Raw genomic sequence first — 18102 nt, 5'->3', positions numbered from 1 at the left:
GGCAAGGCGGTCAGCGAATGGTTTTCAGCTCTGCCAGCCTTCGCTCCAAATACGCTAAGTGCAAGCGCTCTTCGTCGCTCCATGCACCGAACAAGATTCGTTCGAGCGCATCGCATGCAAGCCCGCCGTCATCTTCGCTGAAGAACAATCGACGCTCAGCGCGATCGTACAAGCTCACGGTATCGAACAGTCCCGACTCCTCGAGCACCTTCAAGTTGCTGACGATGCTTTCAACGATCAAAAGATGGTGACTCGGGTCGACCGCCCGAGGCTCCGTTCCCGCAATGCGCATTTGCTCGTATCGCAGCTGGCAACTTACCAGCGATAGTTCCGGCTTCACCGCCATCAGCGCCAGCGAGACGTCGTATCCCCGATCGCGCAAGAGCCTTGCCGTCTTGAGAGGGACCTCGGATGTCCGCAGCGTTCCTTCGATGATCAGGTTGTACCCCATCACGGAAAGAGCGTCAACAACCGCTTCGACCATCTGACCCGCCCAGGCAGCCGTATAGGAAGGAGCATCAACACCGTATTGCTCGCCGATTTGCTTAAAAGACGGGTGGAAAGAACGGTATTCGTCGCCGTTGACAACAAGTATGTCGCCCGAAAAGGAGTCCTGAATCAATCGATGCAACGTCGTCTTTCCAGCGCCGCTTTGACCTCCTAGCAATACTGCACAGGGACGCTCCGCAGGAGCGCAACGTTTGTTCGAAAGTAGCACACTGATGATCGTCTGCAACCCTTCGCCAAACTCGTCATCCGAGTAATCCGAGTAATCCGCAAGATTCTCCATATCAGGCAACCTTTGCCTGGCGCGCTTCCGCGAGATTGCGCAAGCACTCTATTTGCCCCCTGATTTCGGAAAGCTTGACATCGTTCAAATTCTCTCGATAGGTGATGCTCGGTCGTATCAAGGCAAGCTGCTTGAGCACGTCCTCGAATACAGCTTCGGCCACCACATCCCCTCGCCGCTGGGCAGCGCCGCGCAAACGCGCCACCTTCCCCATTATCTGCGCAGCCTGCTCGTTAAGAACTTCCTGCTGAAGCGTGATTTCGTACAGTTCGTTGATGTCCATGGCGTCTCCATCCTTGTCGAAAGAAACCAGCGCGTACACGATCTTCTCGGTTTTCTCACGCTGGCTGTCCGCAAGCAAGGCCCCGTCGCGCTCAAGGCAATCCGCAAGAAACCTGGGGTCCTCCGCAGCACGAATGAGGTTCGCATTCGCCTTGCTGGGAGTTTGGCCGTTTTCGTACCGAACCACGCTGGCCTCGCCAAGCCCCAGCAAGCGCGCAAACCCTTGCTGCGTCAGCCCGTACTTTTCCCGGATCCTCTTGATATCCTGCGAAGTTAGATCATGTGACATGATTACCTCCCAATTACTATCTTTTGATAGATCAAACTATATCATACGATTGTTCTATTGTACAGGGAAGGCGCGACAAAAAACGAGACGGAGGGCAGAGCCAGCAGCCCGTCCCTCCGTCTCGTAAAAAAGTCACCGCTGTTCAAGCGGCGCCCTTTCGCATCCCGCAAATCCCTGATCACGCCCAATCTCGGCGCATGACCTCCCACGCAGCGTCACGACCCGCTTCAACGCTGGCGATCTCGTCATCGGAAAGCGCCTTGAAGCGGCCCTGCCTGCGCAGGTACGCCTCAACGCTGGCGAACTCCTTCGGGTTCCTGTTCAGCTTGAAACGACCCCCGTACTGGCCGCACACCGCTTCGCCCTCGTACTCGGCCAAATACCACAAGCCCGTGTCCACGATGTCCTTCGCAATGTCCACCATCTCATCCACGCCGCAACCCCACCCCGTCGGGCACGGAGCCATCACATGGATGTAGCGCGTGCCTTTGATGTCCCGGGCGCGCTCCACCTTGCGGACGAAATCGTTCAAGTAGCCGACGCTTGCCGTGGCCGCGTACGGGATGCCGTGCGCGGCTACGATTTCGAACATGTTCTTCTTCTGCGTCAGGCAGCCGTGCACGTTGCGACCGGCAGGCGTCGTGGTGGTCTTGGCGCCAAAAGGCGTCAGCGAGCTTTTTTGGATGCCCGTGTTCATGTACGCCTCGTTGTCGTAGCAAATGTACAGCACGTCGTCGTTGCGATCGATCGCCCCGGACAGCGCCTGAATGCCGATGTCGGCCGTACCGCCATCGCCCGCAAAGCCCACCACGGTGCAGTCGTCGAGCTTCTTGCCCTGCGCGCGCAACCCGGCCTCGATGCCGGTCAGCACGCTTGCCGTAGCCGCAAAAGGCGTGATCATTGCGTTATTGGCAAAGGAAAGCTGCGGAAAGTTGAACCCGACGGCGCTCATGCATCCCGCAGGCAGCGCAGCAACGGCGTTCGGGCCCAGCACCTTGAGCGCAGCGCGCACGACAAGGGATCCGCCGCATCCCGCGCACGCCTTGTGGCCGAAGAAGAACTCGTCGTTGGCTATGGTCTTCGCGTTGAGAGCCATTTCTATCGCCCCCCTTCCAAACCCAGCGCATCAGCCGGCAAAACGTCATCGACGCCCAAAAACGACACGTGCGGCAAGATGGCGGGATCCGCGCCGCCAGCTGCCTGCTGGAGAGCGCGGAACATGCCGATCATCTGCGATTCCGAAATGTCGTCGCCGCCCAAACCTCCTATGAAGTTGTACGTGGGAACGCACACGCCCGCCTGCTGCAGCGCCGAATTGACGTTCGTGAACACGGTTCCCTCCGAGCCGAACGAAATGTCTTTCTCCAAAACGCCCACCGCCTTCGTGCCTCGCAACGCCTCGGCAATCAGTTCCGAAGGCATGGGGCGCAGGTAGCGAATGCGCAGCATGCCCGCGCGGACGCCCTCGGCGCGCAACTGCGCGACCGCAGAGCGCGCAAGGCCGGCAGCCGACCCCAGCGTAACAAGAACAACGTCGGCATCGTCGCAGCTCAGCGTTTCGATCATGCCGGTATACTGACGCCCGAACACCTCGGCGAAACGACGCTCGATCTGCGTCACCACGTCAGGGGCGTTCAGCATGTCGCGATGCTCCCAGTACTTGAAATAGCGGTTGTACTCAGGGCCTGCCGAAAATCCGATGTTCACGGGATGCTCGAAATCGAAATGGTTTCCAGCGGGCTCGTAGGGAGGCAGAAACGCATCGGCCTGCTCTGGTTCAGGCACGTCCACGGTTTCGTACGTATGCGTGAGCGCGAAGCCGTCCAGGTTCACCATCACCGGCGTCATGACCGCCGGGTCCTCCGCCAGCGCATACGCCATGAGCGCAAGATCGAGCGCCTCCTGATTATCCTGCGCATACACCTGAATCCAGCCGTGATCCAGCAAAGCGAGCGAATCTCGCTGGTCGCCGTAAATGTTCCACGGCAGCGCGGTCGCGCGGTTCGCGTTCATCATGACAATGGGAAACCGCCCGCCCGATGCGTAGGTCAGGCATTCTGCCATGTACAGCAAACCCTGGCTCGACGTAGCCGTGAACGTGCGGGCGCCCGTGGCCGAAGCACCGATGGCGCACGACAGCGCCGAATGCTCGGACTCCACGTGCACGTACTCGGCGGCAAGCGCGCCCTCTTCCACCATCTCGCTCAAACGCTCAACCACCACCGTTTGCGGCGTGATGGGATACGCGCTGATGACCTGCGGACGCGCCAGGCGCACGCCCTCCGCCAGCGCTTCGTCGCCAGAAAGGAACCTCTTCATCGGGCATCCGCCTCGCTTTCAGGAATCATGGCGATCGCATCGAACTTGCAAGCCTTCGCGCACACGCCGCAACCTTTGCAAAAGTCCAGGTCAATGGCAACAGGAGCGCCGGTGGGCTCAACCTGGTCGACTTTGAACACCGTGCCGTCCGGGCACAGCCAATAGCACTGGAGGCAACCCGTGCACGCAGCAGCGTCGATCACGGGGCGCACGTTGCGCCAACCGGCGTTCTTGGCAGTCAGATAACCCGCCTCGAAGCACGTGGTGCGCGCGAACACGGCGGGGTCCAAGGCATCCCCGCTGCGCAAGGTGCAGATGCGCGCGGGCGGGCGAACGGGCGATCCCAAGGACGAACTCCCCGAGCCTTCGGCCGCCTCGAGGTCTTCCGCGCGCAGATCGCCTTCGTCGGATTCAACCGCAATCCCCGCAGCAGCCATCTGACCGGTCGCAACCGCATCGGAAGCATCGGCCATCCGTCGGAGCGCTTCCTTCACGATCGCCAGGTTCGTCCCGTGCAGTTTTTCCGGCATGTACTGGCGAATCGCCTCGCCCACGTCTTGGAGCGACACCCGATCGCACAGGCCCGCGATCGCTCCAAGAAACACCGTATTGGGAATGGAGCGCCCCAGAAACGAAGCGGAAATGCCATCGGCGTCGATGGCTAGGATACGCTCGTCATCGAAAGCTGCAGCGCTGTTCACCAGCACGCGCCCTCCAGGCTTGAGCTCATGCTCCCAGCCAGACCCCAGCAGCGTTTCATCCAGATACACCACGTAATCGGCGCGCGCGACAGCGCTCCGGTCGCCGATAGGCGCATCGTCCATCTTCGTGAACGCGCGCATCGGCGCACCGCGCCGCTCGGGTCCAAACGATGGAAACGCCAGCGCGTAACGGCCTTCGGAAAGCGACGCTGCCGCACCCAGCAGCCGCGCCGCCGTGAATGCGCCCTGGCCGCCGCGGCCATGCCACAGTACCTCGATCATGCCCTATCTCCATTCGTGCCAAGCAGTAATCATCCCAGTATAGCGTTGCCCTCGCGCGTTCACAGGCGCGCGCAGACGACCAGCCGTCAAACTCCCCCAATTGGGGAGCGAACGCTTTCGACCGACGACGCCGCGCACGACCTCCCCCCCCATTTGCTCCTGCTATGAATCTTGGAGGCCCATCGAACCCGACCCCTATAATGCTTGGAGTGAAACGAATCAGCCTATGCAGCGAAGGAGCTCGACGCAGCCTATGGATCGCATGCCAACGCGAGACGCGCAAACAAACGCCACGGCCAATCGTCGGGAGCGCATGCGCCGCGCGGGCAAGAAGCCGCGCAAACCCAGCTTCATCACGCGCGCCGTCAACCATTGGTGCAATCGCCTGCTAGGAGCAGTCTCGGAGCGCTCCCTTTCAGCGCAGCAAGAGGAATATGCCGCCGGACGCACCACGCGCGACTACGTGTGCAACACGCTGGGCATCGCTACGTGGGGCATGGTATTCCCGTTCCTCACCATCGTAGCCACGCAGCTGGCAGGCGTCGAGCAAGCCGGCATGTTCTCGCTCGCATTCGTCACCGGCACGCTGCTCATGATCCTTGCCAACTACGGCGTGCGCACCTTTCAAGTATCCGACCTAGCCGAAGATCACTCGTTCGCCGACTACCAAGTGAACCGCTGGATCACCTGCGCCATCATGGTGATAGCGGGCGTGGCATACTGCTCCATCCGCGGTTATACCGACCAGATGCTGGTCATAAGCTTGGGCGTATACGCGTACAAGATGATCGACGGCTTGGCCGACGTCTACGAGGGGCGTCTGCAGCAAGTGGACAAGCTCTACCTTGCCGGAATATCCCAAGCTCTTCGTTCGGTAGCCGTGTTCATCGTGTTCTCGCTGGTACTGCTGGTCACGCGCAATCTTGGAGCCGCTTGCATCGCCATGGCCATTGCCGCTGCGGCCACGTTCCTGTTCTTGACGTTTCCCTTGGCATTGTTCGAAACGCCGAAGTCGCGCCGCGTGAGCATGGGCAGTGTCGCAGCATTGTTCAAGCAGTGCTTTCCCCTGTTCGTGGCGCTGTTCATGTATGCGCTCATCGACAATATGCCGAAGTTCGTGATGGAAGGCGTGCTCAGCTACGACAACCAGTTGTACTTCAACGCGCTGTACTTCCCCGCCCAAGCCATCTTATTGACCATCGGTCTCATCTACAAGCCCATGCTGGTTCGCATGGCCGAAGCTTGGGCCGATCCCGACAAGCGCAAGCGGTTCGACCTCACCATTATCGCCGTGCTGGCCGTGATCGTCGCCATCACGCTGATCGTAGCCGGCATCATGGCCACTATCGGCATTCCCGTGATGAGCTTCATGTACGGTTTGGACTTCGAGCAGTTCCGCGGCCTGTGCTTCATCATGCTGGCCGCAGGCGGCGTTACGGCGGCAATCGACTTTCTCTACCAAGTGATCACCGTCCTGCGTCGTCAAAAAGCCGTTACGCGCCTCTATGTGATCACGTTCGGATTCTCGCTCTTCGTGCCCATCCTGCTGGTGAACTTCACCGGCTTGCCAGGCGCCATCATCGGCTACCTCATTGTCATGTGCATCTTGTTCGTGCTGCTGGTCAGCGAATACATCGGCATACGCATGGGCTTCTCCAAGGCCGAGGCCCCGCATGAAACCGCTCCGCAGCACGTCGACCGTCCGCGTCCCAGCGAAGCGCGGGCCGAGCGAGCACGACGCGAACGCGTGCTGGAAAAACGCGGCGCACATGCAGGCCCCATCGTGAGCGAAGAGGCTCGCGACCTGGCCGGCAGACGCCATCCAAACGACGACGAAGGATGAGACGAAGGGACGGGGTCAATGACTCATTTTCTGGCCTGCGGCCGAAAATGAGTCATTGACCCCGTCCCTTCGTCTCATCGAGCGATTCGCCTAGAATCGCGCGTACTTGATCAGATTCTTTTTCAGCGTGTCAACGAAACGCTGGGCGGTTTCGTCCAGCTGCTCGCCCTTGCGCACCACGTAGCCCAAATGCAGCGACACATCGGTATCGAGCGGCACGGTGTTCAGCCCAGCGCCGTCGGAAATGCCCACCAAAATGCCGCTCGTCACCGTATAGCCGTTCAGCGCTACGATCAACTCCGAAAGCGACGCACGGTCGGTGCAGGCGATGCTCTTGGCACGCGGCACGCCCGCAAGCGCTTCCTCGGCGAAGGCAACCGGAGAATCCTCGTCCTGCTCGAAGTACAAGTAGGGATAATCCTCCATATCCTCCAGGGCAAGGCTGGCAGCGTTCACCATGGGATGGCTGGCCGGCAGCGCAACGCGCGGGGCCGACTCGATAAGCTCCACGAATTCAAGGCCCGCCTGGTCAAGCGCGACGTTCAGAGCCTCGGCAGAAGCCGACGTCTGGAACAGCACGCCCAACTGGCTTTTTCCCAACGCAACATCATCGATGACGCCTTGCGTCGTGCGATCCCGCAGCGCATACGCGTACGCATCGCCGCCCAAAGCCAGAACCACATGGGCGAACGTCTGAACGTTGAACAGGTAGTGCTGACCGGAAACTGCAAAGGTGTTAGCCATGGGTAGAATCCTTCCCTATCGAGTCTGGCAGCTGCGCTCGTCGATGAAGCGCGAGGCCTTGTGCTCCGACGACGTTCCCAGCTTGCCCGCATCATACACGATGACCTTCTGCGGGCGCACGCCCACATGCGCCTTGATGGCCGCCATCGTGCGCTTCGCTACCTCGTCGTAAGGCTCGTCGCTGCCCAGCGCGCGCTCCACGGACACCTCGTATTTGCACGTGAAGTCCTGCTCGTACACGCGAATGGAGTACTCGCCCGTCAGGCCTTCCAGGCCGCGCACCACGAACTCGATATCGCTCGGGAACACGTTGACGGCGCTCACGATGAACATCTCGTCCTTGCGGCCCGTAATGTGAATGCGCGCAAGCGTACGGCCGCATTCGCACGTGTCGGTGCTCACGTAGCCGATGTCGCCTGTACGGAAGCGAATCATCGGGCGCGCCTTCTTGCTCAACGTGGTGTACACCAGCTCGCCCGTCTCGCCCGGAGCCAGCACCTCGCCCGTGTTCGGGTTCACCGTCTCGACCAGAATCTGGTCCTCCACGATGTGCAGGCCGTCGTGGGCCTCGCACGCCGCAGCGCATGCGCCGTAAATGTCGGACAGACCGTAGAAGTCAACAACCTTCGCGCCCCACAAGTCCTCGATGCTTTCGCGCGTGGATTTGATGGAACCGCCCGCCTCGCCAGCAACAATGATGGTGTGGATGTTGAAGTCGGTGCGCGGGTCGTACCCCTTCTCCTTCGCCACCTCGCCCAAATGCCATGCGTACGAAGGCGACGTCCAGATGACGGTGGGTTGGTACTGCTTCAGCACGAACAACAGACGGTCGGACGGCACCGCACCCACCCAGATGGCCAGCGCGCCCAGTCTCTGCGCACCGATGACGTCGGGGCCGCCCACGTACAGCGCGAAGTTGAGCGCATGCACGTACCGATCGTTCGGGCGCATGCCGGCCTGCCAGAACAGACGCGCCTCAGTATCCTGCCACAGGTCGAAGTCCTCCTGCGTGAACGGGCTCACCGTGGGCACGCCCGTGGAACCCGAAGACGTGGCCATGAAGATGACGTCCTCTTCGGGCACGGAGCACATCTCGCCGAAGAAGCTTCCCACGTGCTGCGTATCGCGCTCGGTCTTCTTGTCGATGAACGGGAACTTCGCAATGTCCTCAAGCGTTTCGATATCGGAGGGCTTGACGCCGGCCTCGTCGAACGCGCGCTTGTAGTACACCGTGTTCTCGTACGCGTAGGCCACCATATCCTGCAATCGCTGCAGCTGCAGCTCCTCCAGCTGGGGCCGCGGCATGCACTCGATCTCCGGATCGTAGTACTTCTGATCGTAGGGGATGTCCTTCGCCATGAGATGCTCCTTGTTCGCTTCGTCTTTCATGCCGCCGTCGCGCACGGTCGACCGAAGTCGCTCGAACGATTCGCCGAGTTACGCGGCGCGCGCCTCCCTGAAGAAAGAAACGCCCGCATGCGCCGAATCGTTTTGCGCGCGAAGCAGCGTATTGCATGAAACCACGAACAGCCGCTCAATACAACCATATAAGTCATTCAATGTTTTGATGCTTTGCTATCGATATCGACGATAACCCGGTAGAATAGCGATCAGAACGAAGAAAGGGGTCCTTATGACGCTTCAACAGCTCCGCTACTTAATTGCCATTGCAGAGTACGGATCCATCAACGCCGCAGCGCAAAACCTGTATGCCTCGCAGTCGAACCTATCCACCGCCATAAAAGAACTGGAAAGCGAACTGGGCATCACCGTGTTCACGCGCAGCAACCGCGGCGTCACCCTCACCAACGACGGCACGGAGCTTTTGGGGTACGCCCGCCAAGTGGTCGAACAGGCCGACATGCTGGAGGCGCGCTACCAGAACAAGGGAGCCGCGCACCTGCGCCTTGCCGTGTCCACGCAGCATTACGCGTTCAGCGTGCAGGCGTTCGTGAACGTAGTGGAAGCATGCGATGCCTGCGACTACGAATTCATCCTACGAGAAAGCACCACGGCGGAGATCATCGACGACGTGCGGGCGTTTCGCAGCGAAGTAGGCATCCTCTACACCGACAGCTTCAATCGGCGCGTCCTGCAAAAAGCCTTCGACGATGCCGACGTAGCGTACGCGCCCCTTTTCGATGCCGACGTCCACGTGTTCGTCGGCGAGCATCACCCGCTCGCAAAGCGCAACCGCATCGCACCCGACGACCTGGCGCCCTTCCCTCGCTATTCGTTCGAGCAGGGAACCACCAACTCGTTCTACTACTCCGAAGAGCCCTTGAGTTATCTTCCGCACGCGCGCAATATCCGCATTTCGGATCGAGGCACGCTCACCAACTTGCTGACCAGCCACAACGGCTACACACTGTCCACCGGCGTGCTTTCGGCCGAAATGCAGTCCGGCATAGCCAGCATCCCCTTGGACACCGACGAAGGAGAGCGCATGCAAGTGGGCTACATCATGCACAACGAGCGACGCCCCAGTCCGCTGCTGCTGCGCTACATCGAAGAGCTGCATGCCATCATCCACGCGAACCCCAGCGTAGAGGCCCGGGAAGACTGACCGGACGAAATCCCCCCGCTGCTCCGGGCGGCACGTCCCGCCTAAAAAAGCAGGACGACCCAAAGGTCGCCCCGCTCGCAAATCCGTTTTTTCGACCGCGTCCTAGTGGCCCGTGTTGCTCACATAGGGAGTCTTGTCCTTCAGCAGAACGTCGTGCGCGCCGCCTTCCACGATGGACGTGCTGGACACGATGGTCAGCTTCGCCTTGTCCTGCAGCTCGTCGATGGTCAGCGCGCCGCAGTTGCACATGGTGGAGCGCACCTTGGAAAGCGTGAGAGCCACGCCGTCCTTCAAAGCGCCGGCATACGGCACGTAGGAGTCGACGCCCTCTTCGAACGTCATGCCCTTCTTGTCGCCGCCCAGGTCATAGCGCTGCCAGTTGCGGGCGCGCGCCGAGCCTTCGCCCCAGTACTCCTTCATGTACGAGCCGTTCACCATCACCTTGTTCGACGGGCTCTCGTCGAAGCGTGCGAAGTAGCGACCCAGCATGACGAAATCGGAGCCCATGGCCAGCGCAAGCGAGATGTGGTGGTCGTACACGATGCCGCCGTCGGAGCAGATGGGCACGTACACGCCCGTCTCCTTGAAGTACGCGTCGCGCGCGGCGGCAACCTCGATGGTAGCCGTGGCCTGGCCACGACCGATGCCCTTCGTTTCGCGCGTGATGCAGATGGAACCGCCGCCGATGCCAACTTTGATGAAGTCGGCGCCCGCATCGGCCAAGAAGCGGAAGCCTTCGGCGTCCACCACGTTGCCTGCGCCGATCTTCACGGTGTTGCCGTAATGCTCGCGCACCCATTCGATGGTGAACTTCTGCCAGTCGGAGTAGCCTTCGGAGCTGTCGATGCACAGCACGTCAACGCCGGCTTCCACCAATGCGGGAATGCGCTCGGCGTAGTCGCGCGTATTGATGCCGGCGCCCACCATGTAGCGCTTATGGCTGTCCAGCATTTCGTTGGGGTTGGACTTATGGGAGTCGTAGTCCTTGCGGAACACCAGGCTGACCAGGTGATCGTTCTCATCAACGATAGGCAACGAATTCAGCTTGTGATCCCAGATGATGTCGTTGGCAACCTTCAGCGACGTGCTGACCGGGGCCACGATCAGCTTCTCGCGCGGGGTCATGAAATCGGCGACCTTCTCATCCAAGGACATGCGGGACAAGCGGTAGTCGCGCTCGGTTACCACGCCGAGCAGCTTGCCGGTAGCAGTGCCGTCCTCGGTCACGGGCATGGTGGAGTGGCCAAGCTTCTCCTTCAGCTCTACAACCTGGGCCAGCGTCATGTCAGGAGACAGGTTGGCGTCGCTCGTAACAAAACCAGCCTTGTAATCCTTCACGCGCGCCACCATCGCGGCCTGGCTTTCGATGGACTGAGAGCCGTACACGAACGACATGCCGCCCTCGGTAGCAAGGGCCACGGCCATGCCGTCGTCGGACACGGCCTGCATGATGGCCGAAATCATGGGGATGTTCAGCGAAATGGGGCACTCTTCTTCACCCTTGCGGTACCTGACCAGCGGCGTCTTCAGGCTGACGGCAGCCGGAACGCACGTAGACGGCGAGTAGCCGGGAACCAAAAGGTACTCGTTGAATGTACGGGACGGCTCGTCGAAATAATAGGCCATGAACTCCTCCATCTGCTGTCGGCATGTCGCTTCGCCCGCGCGGCCGGCGCGGGCGACGGTCGGCAAGGGGGCGATGTGCGCGAACGCCCCGCATAGCAACCGTTACTCAAGTGTTATCCGCTATTATAGCCACGGGGGAGCCGGAAACGCGAGGTTCCGCCCGGGAAAACTCCGAATATGAAGAAATATTCGCGCCACGGTTCGCGAAAGGCGCTACCCAAGTCCCATCCACGTGCGCACGATGGGCACGTAGCCCATCACGAACACGGCCAAGATAAGGACGGGCAGCACGAACCGCATGTACCCTCGAGCCCACCGGGGAAAGCCAAGGCCCTTGCCGGTGTCGGCCTCGGCCACGAACGCCTTCCAGCCCCATCCGCGCTTGCTCGTGCAGAACAGCAGAAACACGAGCGCGCCCAGCGGCAGCACGTTGTTCGACATGAGGAAGTCCTCGATGGCCTGGATGTTGCCGATGCCCGGCACCTCCACGCCGGCCCACACGTTGAAGCCCAGTACGCAGGGAAGCGACAGCAGCGCCAGCGCAACGCCGTTCACCAGACAGGATTTCTTGCGCGACCAGCCCCACTGGTCCATGCCGAAGCTCATGATGTTCTCGAACACCGCGATCACGGTCGACAGGGCGGCGAAGCTCATGAACAGGAAGAACAGCGTCCCCCACAACTGACCGAACGGCATCTGCTCGAACACGCTGGGCAACGTGATGAACACGAGCCCCGGACCGCTTCCCGGCTCCACTCCAAAAGCGAAGCACGCAGGAAAGATGATAAGGCCCGCCATAAGCGCAACCAGCGTGTCCAAACCCGCGATGCGCACGGCTTCGCCCGCCAGCCGATGGCGCTTGTCAATGTAGCTGCCGAAGATGGACATGGATCCCACGCCCACCGAAACCGTGAAGAACGCCTGGCCCATAGCGGCAAACACCGCATCGGCGAACGTCCCCCATCCGCCTGCGAACAGCTTTCCGAAGTCGGGCATGAGATAGAACTCAAGACCGGCCTCGGCGCCCGGCAGCGTGACTGCGCGAGCGCACAACACGGCGAGTACGGCGAACAACGCCACCATCATGAACTTGGTCACACGCTCGACGCCGTTGCGCAGCCCGGCCCGCGTGACCAGCACGCCGATGACAACTACGGCCAGCATGAACGCCGTCATCTCCAAAGGATTCGCCAACAAGCCGTTGAACACGCCCTCGACGCCGGCGGCATCCATGCCGTTGAACGTCCCCGTCACAGTGAGCAGCATGAACGCCAGCATCCAGCCCGCCACCGTGGTGTAGAACATCATAAGCAGGTAGTTGCCCGCCAAAGCCGCCCACTTGAACCGATGCCACTTAGAGCCTTGGGGCTCCAAGGCATCGAAGCTGCGCGCGACGCCTTTTTGGCTGGCACGGCCGACAGCGAACTCCATCACCAAAATAGGCAAAGCGAAAATCACCAGGAAGAGCAGGTACAGCAAAACGAATGCCGCTCCGCCGTACTCGCCGGTGATGTAGGGGAAACGCCAAACGTTGCCCAGTCCAATAGCGCATCCAGCGCTGATGAGGATGAACCCCAACCTTGATCCGAATTGCTCTCGAGCCATAAACGCCTCGCTATCTAAAAAGCGCCCGGGTCGAACAGCGGCCCGGGCGCGCGCGTACAATGCGAGCAGTGTAGCGGAAAGGTGACGCAAGCACCAGCAATACAATCGACATGTGCATGCACAATCGACCAGGAGCGAGCCGCTTCCGAAGAAGCAGCATCGCTAGGCGTTCTTCAAAAACGCTTCGTAGCCCTTGAACGCCTCGTAGATGTCGGCCTTGCTCGTAACCTCCCACGGCGAGTGCATCGACAGCACGGCCACGCCGGAATCGATGACGTCCATGCCATGCTCGGCAGGGATATAGGCGATGGTCCCGCCGCCGCCTGCATCCACGCGACCCAGTTCGGCCGTCTGGAACGACACGCCCGCATCGTCCATGATACGGCGGATGCGCGCCATGTATTCGGCGCTCGCATCGTTCGATCCGCTTTTTCCCCGAGCTCCCGTGTATTTGTTGAACACCAGGCCGCGACCCAAAAACGCAGAGTTCTTCGCTTCGAAAACACCAGCGTGAGCAGGATCGAAGCCGGCGGAGACGTCAGACGAGAGCATGCTGGAAGCCGCCAGGGCGCGCGCAAGCGGAAGAGGGCCGCCCTCGCCGGCAAGCTCCATGATCTCCGCTATGGTGTTTTCGAAGAATCGCGAGGCCATGCCCGTAGCACCCACGCTGCCTATCTCCTCTTTGTCCACCAGCACGCATACCGCGGTCTTGTCGAGCACCTGATCCGCCATGGCCAGCTGCGCGGCCAGGGAAGTGAACGCGCATACGCGGTCATCCTGCCCGTAGCCGATGACCATGCTGCGATCGAATCCCAGGTCGCGGGCACGACCTGCCGGCACCACCTCCAGCTCGGCTGAGAGAAAGTCCTCTTCCGAAATATCGTATTTTCCAGCCAACAGCTTGAGGGCAAACGCCTTGACCGGCTCTTTGTCGGCCAGCTTTTCAAAAGCCGGCCGCTCGTCGGCAGCGCTCGATTCCGGTTGCGCGTCCTTGTCCTTCTCGATCAGAAGGGGGCGGTTGCCCACCAAAAGATCGAGCGCCTCGCCTTCGACGACTTCCGAGGCCTTCTTCCCCATCTGCTGGCTCGCCAGGTGAATAAGCAGGTCCGTTACGCAAAACACCGGGTCGGAGGGGTCATCTCCCACCTGCACGTTCACCACCGTGCCATCGGTCTTCGCCACCACGCCATGCAGCGCAAGCGGCAACGTCACCCATTGATAGTGCTTGATGCCGCCGTAATAATGAGTGTCCAGGAGCGCGAAATCGTTCGCCTCGTACAGCGGATTCTGCTTGATGTCCAAGCGCGGAGAATCGATATGGGCGCCCAGAACGTTCAAACCGGCCGTCAGCGGACCGGCGCCTAACTGCACCAAGATAAGCGCTTTGCCATGGACGAGCGCCCATACCTTGTCGCCCGGCTTGAGCGTCCGACCTTCGCTCACAGCCATCGCCAAAGGCCGATAACCAGCCGCCTCCGCCATAGCCAACGCGGTCGCCGCGCATTCCCGCTCGGTTTTATTGTCGGAAATGAAATCGATGTACTCCGCGGCCAAATGCTCAAGCGCCTCGATATCCGCTTCGTCGTACTTCTTCCATGCCGTCTCGTGTTCCATATGCGTCCTTTCAAGAGGCTGTTCGTTCGTGCGCATTATCCCCCAAAATCCCCCCGTCAAGGCAACTATTCGGTAACTCGGTGGAGATTGGCGATTCCCATAGGATTCGGAGCGGGAAAATCTACCATAGGAAACAAATCTCCCATAATCGCGTAACGCGCGCGTACTTCTTTACGCGCCGACGAGCCGCGCACCGAAAGGCGCACCATGCTGCAACTGTTGAACATCTGCAAGTCCTATACCACGGCCGATTTCACCCAGACCGCGCTCGACAACGTATCGGTATCCTTTCGCGACAACGAATTCGTCGCCATTCTGGGGCCGTCCGGCTCGGGCAAGACAACGCTGCTCAACATTGTGGGCGGCCTCGACCACTATGACTCGGGCAACCTCGTCATCGACGGCATCTCAACCGAACAGTACAAGGACCGCGACTGGGATGCCTATCGGAACAACCGCATCGGATTCGTGTTCCAAAGCTATAACCTGATCCCCCACCAAACGGTGCTCGCAAACGTGGAACTGGCTCTCACGCTATCGGGCGTGTCGCGCAGCGAGCGGCGCGAGCGCGCCATAGAGGCACTGCGAAAAGTGGGGTTGGGAGATCACGTCAACAAGAAACCCAGCCAGCTGTCGGGCGGGCAAATGCAGCGCGTCGCTATCGCGCGCGCCCTCATCAACGACCCCGAGATCCTCTTGGCCGACGAACCCACCGGCGCGCTCGACTCCAAAACAAGCGTCCAGATCATGGACCTGCTCACGGAAATCGCGAACGATCGCCTGGTCGTCATGGTCACGCACAACCCCGAGCTGGCCGAACAATACGCCACGCGCATCGTCACCCTAACCGACGGCGTGATTCGCTCCGACACCGATCCGTTCGTTCCAAGCCAAGACGAGTTGCGCGTCAGCGAAAAGCCCGCGCGCAGAACGAAGATGTCGTTCTTCACCGCGCTTGCGCTCTCCTTCAAAAACCTGATGACCAAAAAAGGGCGCACGCTCATGACGGCGTTCGCCGGCTCCATCGGCATCATCGGTATCGCGGCCATCCTGTCGCTTGCCAACGGCGTGAACAACTACATCAAGAACGTCGAAGAAGAGACGCTCTCCGAATACCCGCTGCAAATACAAAGCACCGGCTTCGACATGGCTTCGATGATGCTGGGAGCAGCAGGCGTCGAAAGCGATCTATCCAAGAATCAAAGCGCTGCGGCCGGGGACGGGCAGGACACCGTGCGCGTGGCCGAAATGGTCACCAATATGGTATCGAGCATAGGCTCGAACGATTTGGCATCGCTCAAGGCGTACTTCGAAAGCGGCGAGAGCGACATAGACCGCTACACGAACGCCATCGAATACACGTACAACGTCGCGCCGCAAATATTCAGCTCGAACACCGAGAAAGTTCGCCAGGTTAACCCCGACAAATCGTTTTCGGCACTGGGACTGGGATCTTCCACGAGCACCAACAGCCTCATGTCCATGTCCATGAGCACCGATACATTCTACGAAATGCCCTCCGACCCCGCTCTCTACGAATACCAGTACGACGTGAAGGCGGGCAGATGGCCCGACAACTACAATGAAGTAGTGCTCGTCCTGACGGGCAACGGCGCCATCAGCGACCTCATGCTGTACACGATGGGCTTGCGCAATTCGGCCGAACTTGACGATATGGTCAAGAAGTTTGCCGCAGAAGAAGAGATCACGGCTCCCACCGACATCGAACAACCCTCCTACGACCAAATCCTCGGCGTAACGTTCAAGCTGGTGAGCGCAACCGACTACTACGTCCGCGACGACGAATTCGGCGTATGGAAAGACAAGTCCGACGATACCGCGTACATGCGCGACCTGGTGTCGAAGGGCGAAGACGTCAAAATCGTAGGCATCGTGCAGCCACGCGAAGACGCAACCGCGACCATGCTCAGCTCCGGCATCAACTACCCCACTTCCCTCACCAATCACGTGATCGACCAGGCTGCCAGCAGCGCCATCGTAAAAGACCAACTCGCAAGCCCCGGCACCAACGTGTTTACCGGCAAGCCCTTCGGCGAAGAAGACCAGGGCGATAGCGGCTTCAACATGGAGTCCCTGTTCACCATCAATGGCGATGCGCTCCAGGCAGCATTCACCATCGATCAAAGCAAGCTTTCCGTCGACATGTCCAATGCGCTCAATCTTTCCGCCGGCCTTCAAAACATGCCAGCCGTCCCGCAGCCGAACATGGACGAAATCGCCAGCAAAATCAAGTTCGAGATCACGCCCGAACAAACACGCGACATCGTGAACCAAGTCATGGCCGGATACAAAAAATACCTCATTGCCCACCCAATCGATCCCAGCGACCCCGATGCGTTCAGCAAGAGCTTCTCCGAATACATGGCAACGCCCGAAGCCCAAGCCATCATCGTGCAGGCCGCAGCCGGAATCGCGACCGAGGGCAACCTGCAAGCACAGATCGCGGCCGCGCTGCAAGGCTACATGCAAACGACCATGACCACGTACATGAACGCTATGGCCACCGAGCTTCAAACGCAGGTCACCGCAGCGCTTCAGCAGTCGATGAACCAGATGGCCAACAACATGGCATCCGCCATGTCCATAAACCCCGACAAGTTCAAAGACGCCTTCCAGATGAACATGAGCCAAGAGGACCTAGGGGAGCTCATGATGTCGCTCATGAACACGGAGGACGCCTCGTACGACGGCAATCTCAAGAAGCTGGGATATGCCGACCTCAACAAGCCGGGCGGCATCGATATCTATCCCATCGACTTCGAAAGCAAAGAAAGCGTCATCAAAATCCTCGACGACTACAACGAACGCATGACGGCCGACGGGCAAGATGACAAGGTCATCACCTATACCGACTTCGTGGGCACGCTCATGGCCTCGGTTACCGATATCGTGAACATGATCAGCTACGTGCTCGTGGCGTTCGTGGCAATCTCGCTTGTAGTATCGTCCATCATGATCGGCGTCATCACCTACATCTCGGTTCTCGAACGCAAAAAGGAGATCGGTATCCTACGATCCATCGGCGCGAGCAAAGGCGACATCAGCCGCGTGTTCAACGCCGAAACCATCATCGTAGGCTTCACGGCGGGCGTCATCGGCATCGGAGTGACCGCGCTCGCATGCATCCCCGCCAACGCGATCGTGTACTCGCTGTTCGACGTGACGAACGTAGCATCGCTGCCATGGCAAGCGGCCGTCATCTTGGTGGCCATCAGCGTGTTCCTAACGTTCCTGGCAGGCCTCATCCCCTCAAGTGCCGCGAGCCGCAAAGACCCGGTGGAGGCGTTGCGCAGCGAATAGCGCGACAACCCTCGTCCGCGAGCACTCGCACTTCGCAGCGTCTTTTCGAGCGAGCGACCCAAACGGGCCGCTCGCTTTTTCATGCGGAGCACGCGACGGGGAGCACGGCGCGACGAGGAG

The 18102-nt window shown here is 60.1% G+C and carries 13 protein-coding genes; 3 read left to right on the top strand and 10 right to left on the bottom strand.

Translation table 11 applies throughout. The features are described 5' to 3' along the window. Positions 1-10: 10 nt before the first annotated feature. The 5 genes from DMP08_RS00270 to DMP08_RS00250 all read right to left on the bottom strand — a co-directional run bounded on the left by DMP08_RS00270 (position 11) and on the right by DMP08_RS00250 (position 4663). The gene (locus DMP08_RS00270; protein ID WP_123191017.1) at positions 11-790 is read right to left on the bottom strand and encodes a zeta toxin family protein; all 780 of its coding nucleotides are present in this window, start codon (positions 788-790) and stop codon (positions 11-13) included. A gap of 1 nt (position 791) precedes the next feature. Next, on the bottom strand, positions 792-1361 hold the full coding sequence (locus DMP08_RS00265) for a helix-turn-helix domain-containing protein (protein WP_123191016.1): 570 nt from the start codon (positions 1359-1361) through the stop codon (positions 792-794). 178 nt (positions 1362-1539) lie between these two features. Beyond that, on the bottom strand, positions 1540-2457 hold the full coding sequence (locus DMP08_RS00260) for a thiamine pyrophosphate-dependent enzyme (RefSeq protein ID WP_123191015.1): 918 nt from the start codon (positions 2455-2457) through the stop codon (positions 1540-1542). A gap of 2 nt (positions 2458-2459) precedes the next feature. Continuing rightward, positions 2460-3680 carry a transketolase C-terminal domain-containing protein gene (locus DMP08_RS00255; protein WP_123191014.1) on the bottom strand — a complete coding sequence of 407 codons (1221 nt, stop codon included), beginning with the start codon at positions 3678-3680 and terminating at the stop codon, positions 2460-2462. Next, complete coding sequence (locus DMP08_RS00250) at positions 3677-4663, bottom strand: 2-oxoacid:acceptor oxidoreductase family protein (protein WP_123191013.1); 987 nt, start codon at positions 4661-4663, stop codon at positions 3677-3679. The genes DMP08_RS00255 and DMP08_RS00250 overlap by 4 nt, the downstream gene beginning before the upstream one ends. 253 nt (positions 4664-4916) lie before the next feature. On the opposite strand from DMP08_RS00250, the gene DMP08_RS00245 reads away from it, so the two are divergent. Then, entirely contained in the window at positions 4917-6506 is a 1590-nt protein-coding gene (locus tag DMP08_RS00245) for a lipopolysaccharide biosynthesis protein (RefSeq protein ID WP_123191012.1), read from the top strand. A 90-nt stretch (positions 6507-6596) separates the two neighbouring features. Here the strand turns inward: DMP08_RS00245 and DMP08_RS00240 are convergent, their stop codons facing one another. Both DMP08_RS00240 and DMP08_RS00235 read right to left on the bottom strand, forming a co-directional pair. Continuing rightward, positions 6597-7250, bottom strand: a complete 654-nt coding sequence (locus DMP08_RS00240; RefSeq protein WP_123191011.1) for a LysR family transcriptional regulator substrate-binding protein — start codon at positions 7248-7250, stop codon at positions 6597-6599. A gap of 15 nt (positions 7251-7265) precedes the next feature. Continuing rightward, a complete protein-coding gene (locus DMP08_RS00235) occupies positions 7266-8609 on the bottom strand; it encodes a phenylacetate--CoA ligase family protein (protein ID WP_123191010.1) in 1344 nt (447 codons plus the stop codon). A gap of 274 nt (positions 8610-8883) precedes the next feature. Between DMP08_RS00235 and DMP08_RS00230 the strand changes: the two genes are divergently transcribed. Further along, the gene (locus DMP08_RS00230) at positions 8884-9816 is read left to right on the top strand and encodes a LysR family transcriptional regulator (RefSeq protein ID WP_123191009.1); all 933 of its coding nucleotides are present in this window, start codon (positions 8884-8886) and stop codon (positions 9814-9816) included. Between the two features lie 102 nt (positions 9817-9918). Here DMP08_RS00230 and DMP08_RS00225 read toward each other — a convergent pair whose 3' ends face one another. The 3 genes from DMP08_RS00225 to DMP08_RS00215 all read right to left on the bottom strand — a co-directional run bounded on the left by DMP08_RS00225 (position 9919) and on the right by DMP08_RS00215 (position 14661). Further along, positions 9919-11442 (bottom strand): IMP dehydrogenase, encoded by a 1524-nt coding sequence (locus tag DMP08_RS00225; RefSeq protein WP_123191008.1) that lies wholly within the window; start codon positions 11440-11442, stop codon positions 9919-9921. Between the two features lie 213 nt (positions 11443-11655). After that, positions 11656-13047, bottom strand: coding sequence for a sodium-dependent transporter (locus tag DMP08_RS00220; RefSeq protein ID WP_123191007.1), 1392 nt, complete (start codon positions 13045-13047; stop codon positions 11656-11658). Between the two features lie 162 nt (positions 13048-13209). Continuing rightward, complete coding sequence (locus tag DMP08_RS00215; protein ID WP_123191006.1) at positions 13210-14661, bottom strand: aminopeptidase; 1452 nt, start codon at positions 14659-14661, stop codon at positions 13210-13212. Between the two features lie 207 nt (positions 14662-14868). On the opposite strand from DMP08_RS00215, the gene DMP08_RS00210 reads away from it, so the two are divergent. Then, on the top strand, positions 14869-17982 hold the full coding sequence (locus DMP08_RS00210; RefSeq protein WP_123191005.1) for an ABC transporter ATP-binding protein/permease: 3114 nt from the start codon (positions 14869-14871) through the stop codon (positions 17980-17982). Positions 17983-18102 lie beyond the last annotated feature (120 nt).

This window comes from Paraeggerthella hongkongensis, assembly GCF_003726035.1.
Taxonomy (GTDB): domain Bacteria; phylum Actinomycetota; class Coriobacteriia; order Coriobacteriales; family Eggerthellaceae; genus Paraeggerthella; species Paraeggerthella hongkongensis.
Note: the sequence above shows the minus strand (reverse complement) of the source record. Positions and strands in the feature narration are given on the sequence as shown.

Coding starts and splice junctions, on each gene's coding strand:
- DMP08_RS00255 (WP_123191014.1), bottom strand. CDS start 3,680: ATGAAGAGGTTCCTTTCTGGCGACGAAGCGCTGGCGGAGGGCGTGCGC.
- DMP08_RS00260 (WP_123191015.1), bottom strand. CDS start 2,457: ATGGCTCTCAACGCGAAGACCATAGCCAACGACGAGTTCTTCTTCGGC.
- DMP08_RS00210 (WP_123191005.1), top strand. CDS start 14,869: ATGCTGCAACTGTTGAACATCTGCAAGTCCTATACCACGGCCGATTTC.
- DMP08_RS00225 (WP_123191008.1), bottom strand. CDS start 11,442: ATGGCCTATTATTTCGACGAGCCGTCCCGTACATTCAACGAGTACCTT.
- DMP08_RS00250 (WP_123191013.1), bottom strand. CDS start 4,663: ATGATCGAGGTACTGTGGCATGGCCGCGGCGGCCAGGGCGCATTCACG.
- DMP08_RS00220 (WP_123191007.1), bottom strand. CDS start 13,047: ATGGCTCGAGAGCAATTCGGATCAAGGTTGGGGTTCATCCTCATCAGC.
- DMP08_RS00240 (WP_123191011.1), bottom strand. CDS start 7,250: ATGGCTAACACCTTTGCAGTTTCCGGTCAGCACTACCTGTTCAACGTT.
- DMP08_RS00235 (WP_123191010.1), bottom strand. CDS start 8,609: ATGGCGAAGGACATCCCCTACGATCAGAAGTACTACGATCCGGAGATC.
- DMP08_RS00230 (WP_123191009.1), top strand. CDS start 8,884: ATGACGCTTCAACAGCTCCGCTACTTAATTGCCATTGCAGAGTACGGA.
- DMP08_RS00215 (WP_123191006.1), bottom strand. CDS start 14,661: ATGGAACACGAGACGGCATGGAAGAAGTACGACGAAGCGGATATCGAG.
- DMP08_RS00245 (WP_123191012.1), top strand. CDS start 4,917: ATGGATCGCATGCCAACGCGAGACGCGCAAACAAACGCCACGGCCAAT.
- DMP08_RS00270 (WP_123191017.1), bottom strand. CDS start 790: ATGGAGAATCTTGCGGATTACTCGGATTACTCGGATGACGAGTTTGGC.
- DMP08_RS00265 (WP_123191016.1), bottom strand. CDS start 1,361: ATGTCACATGATCTAACTTCGCAGGATATCAAGAGGATCCGGGAAAAG.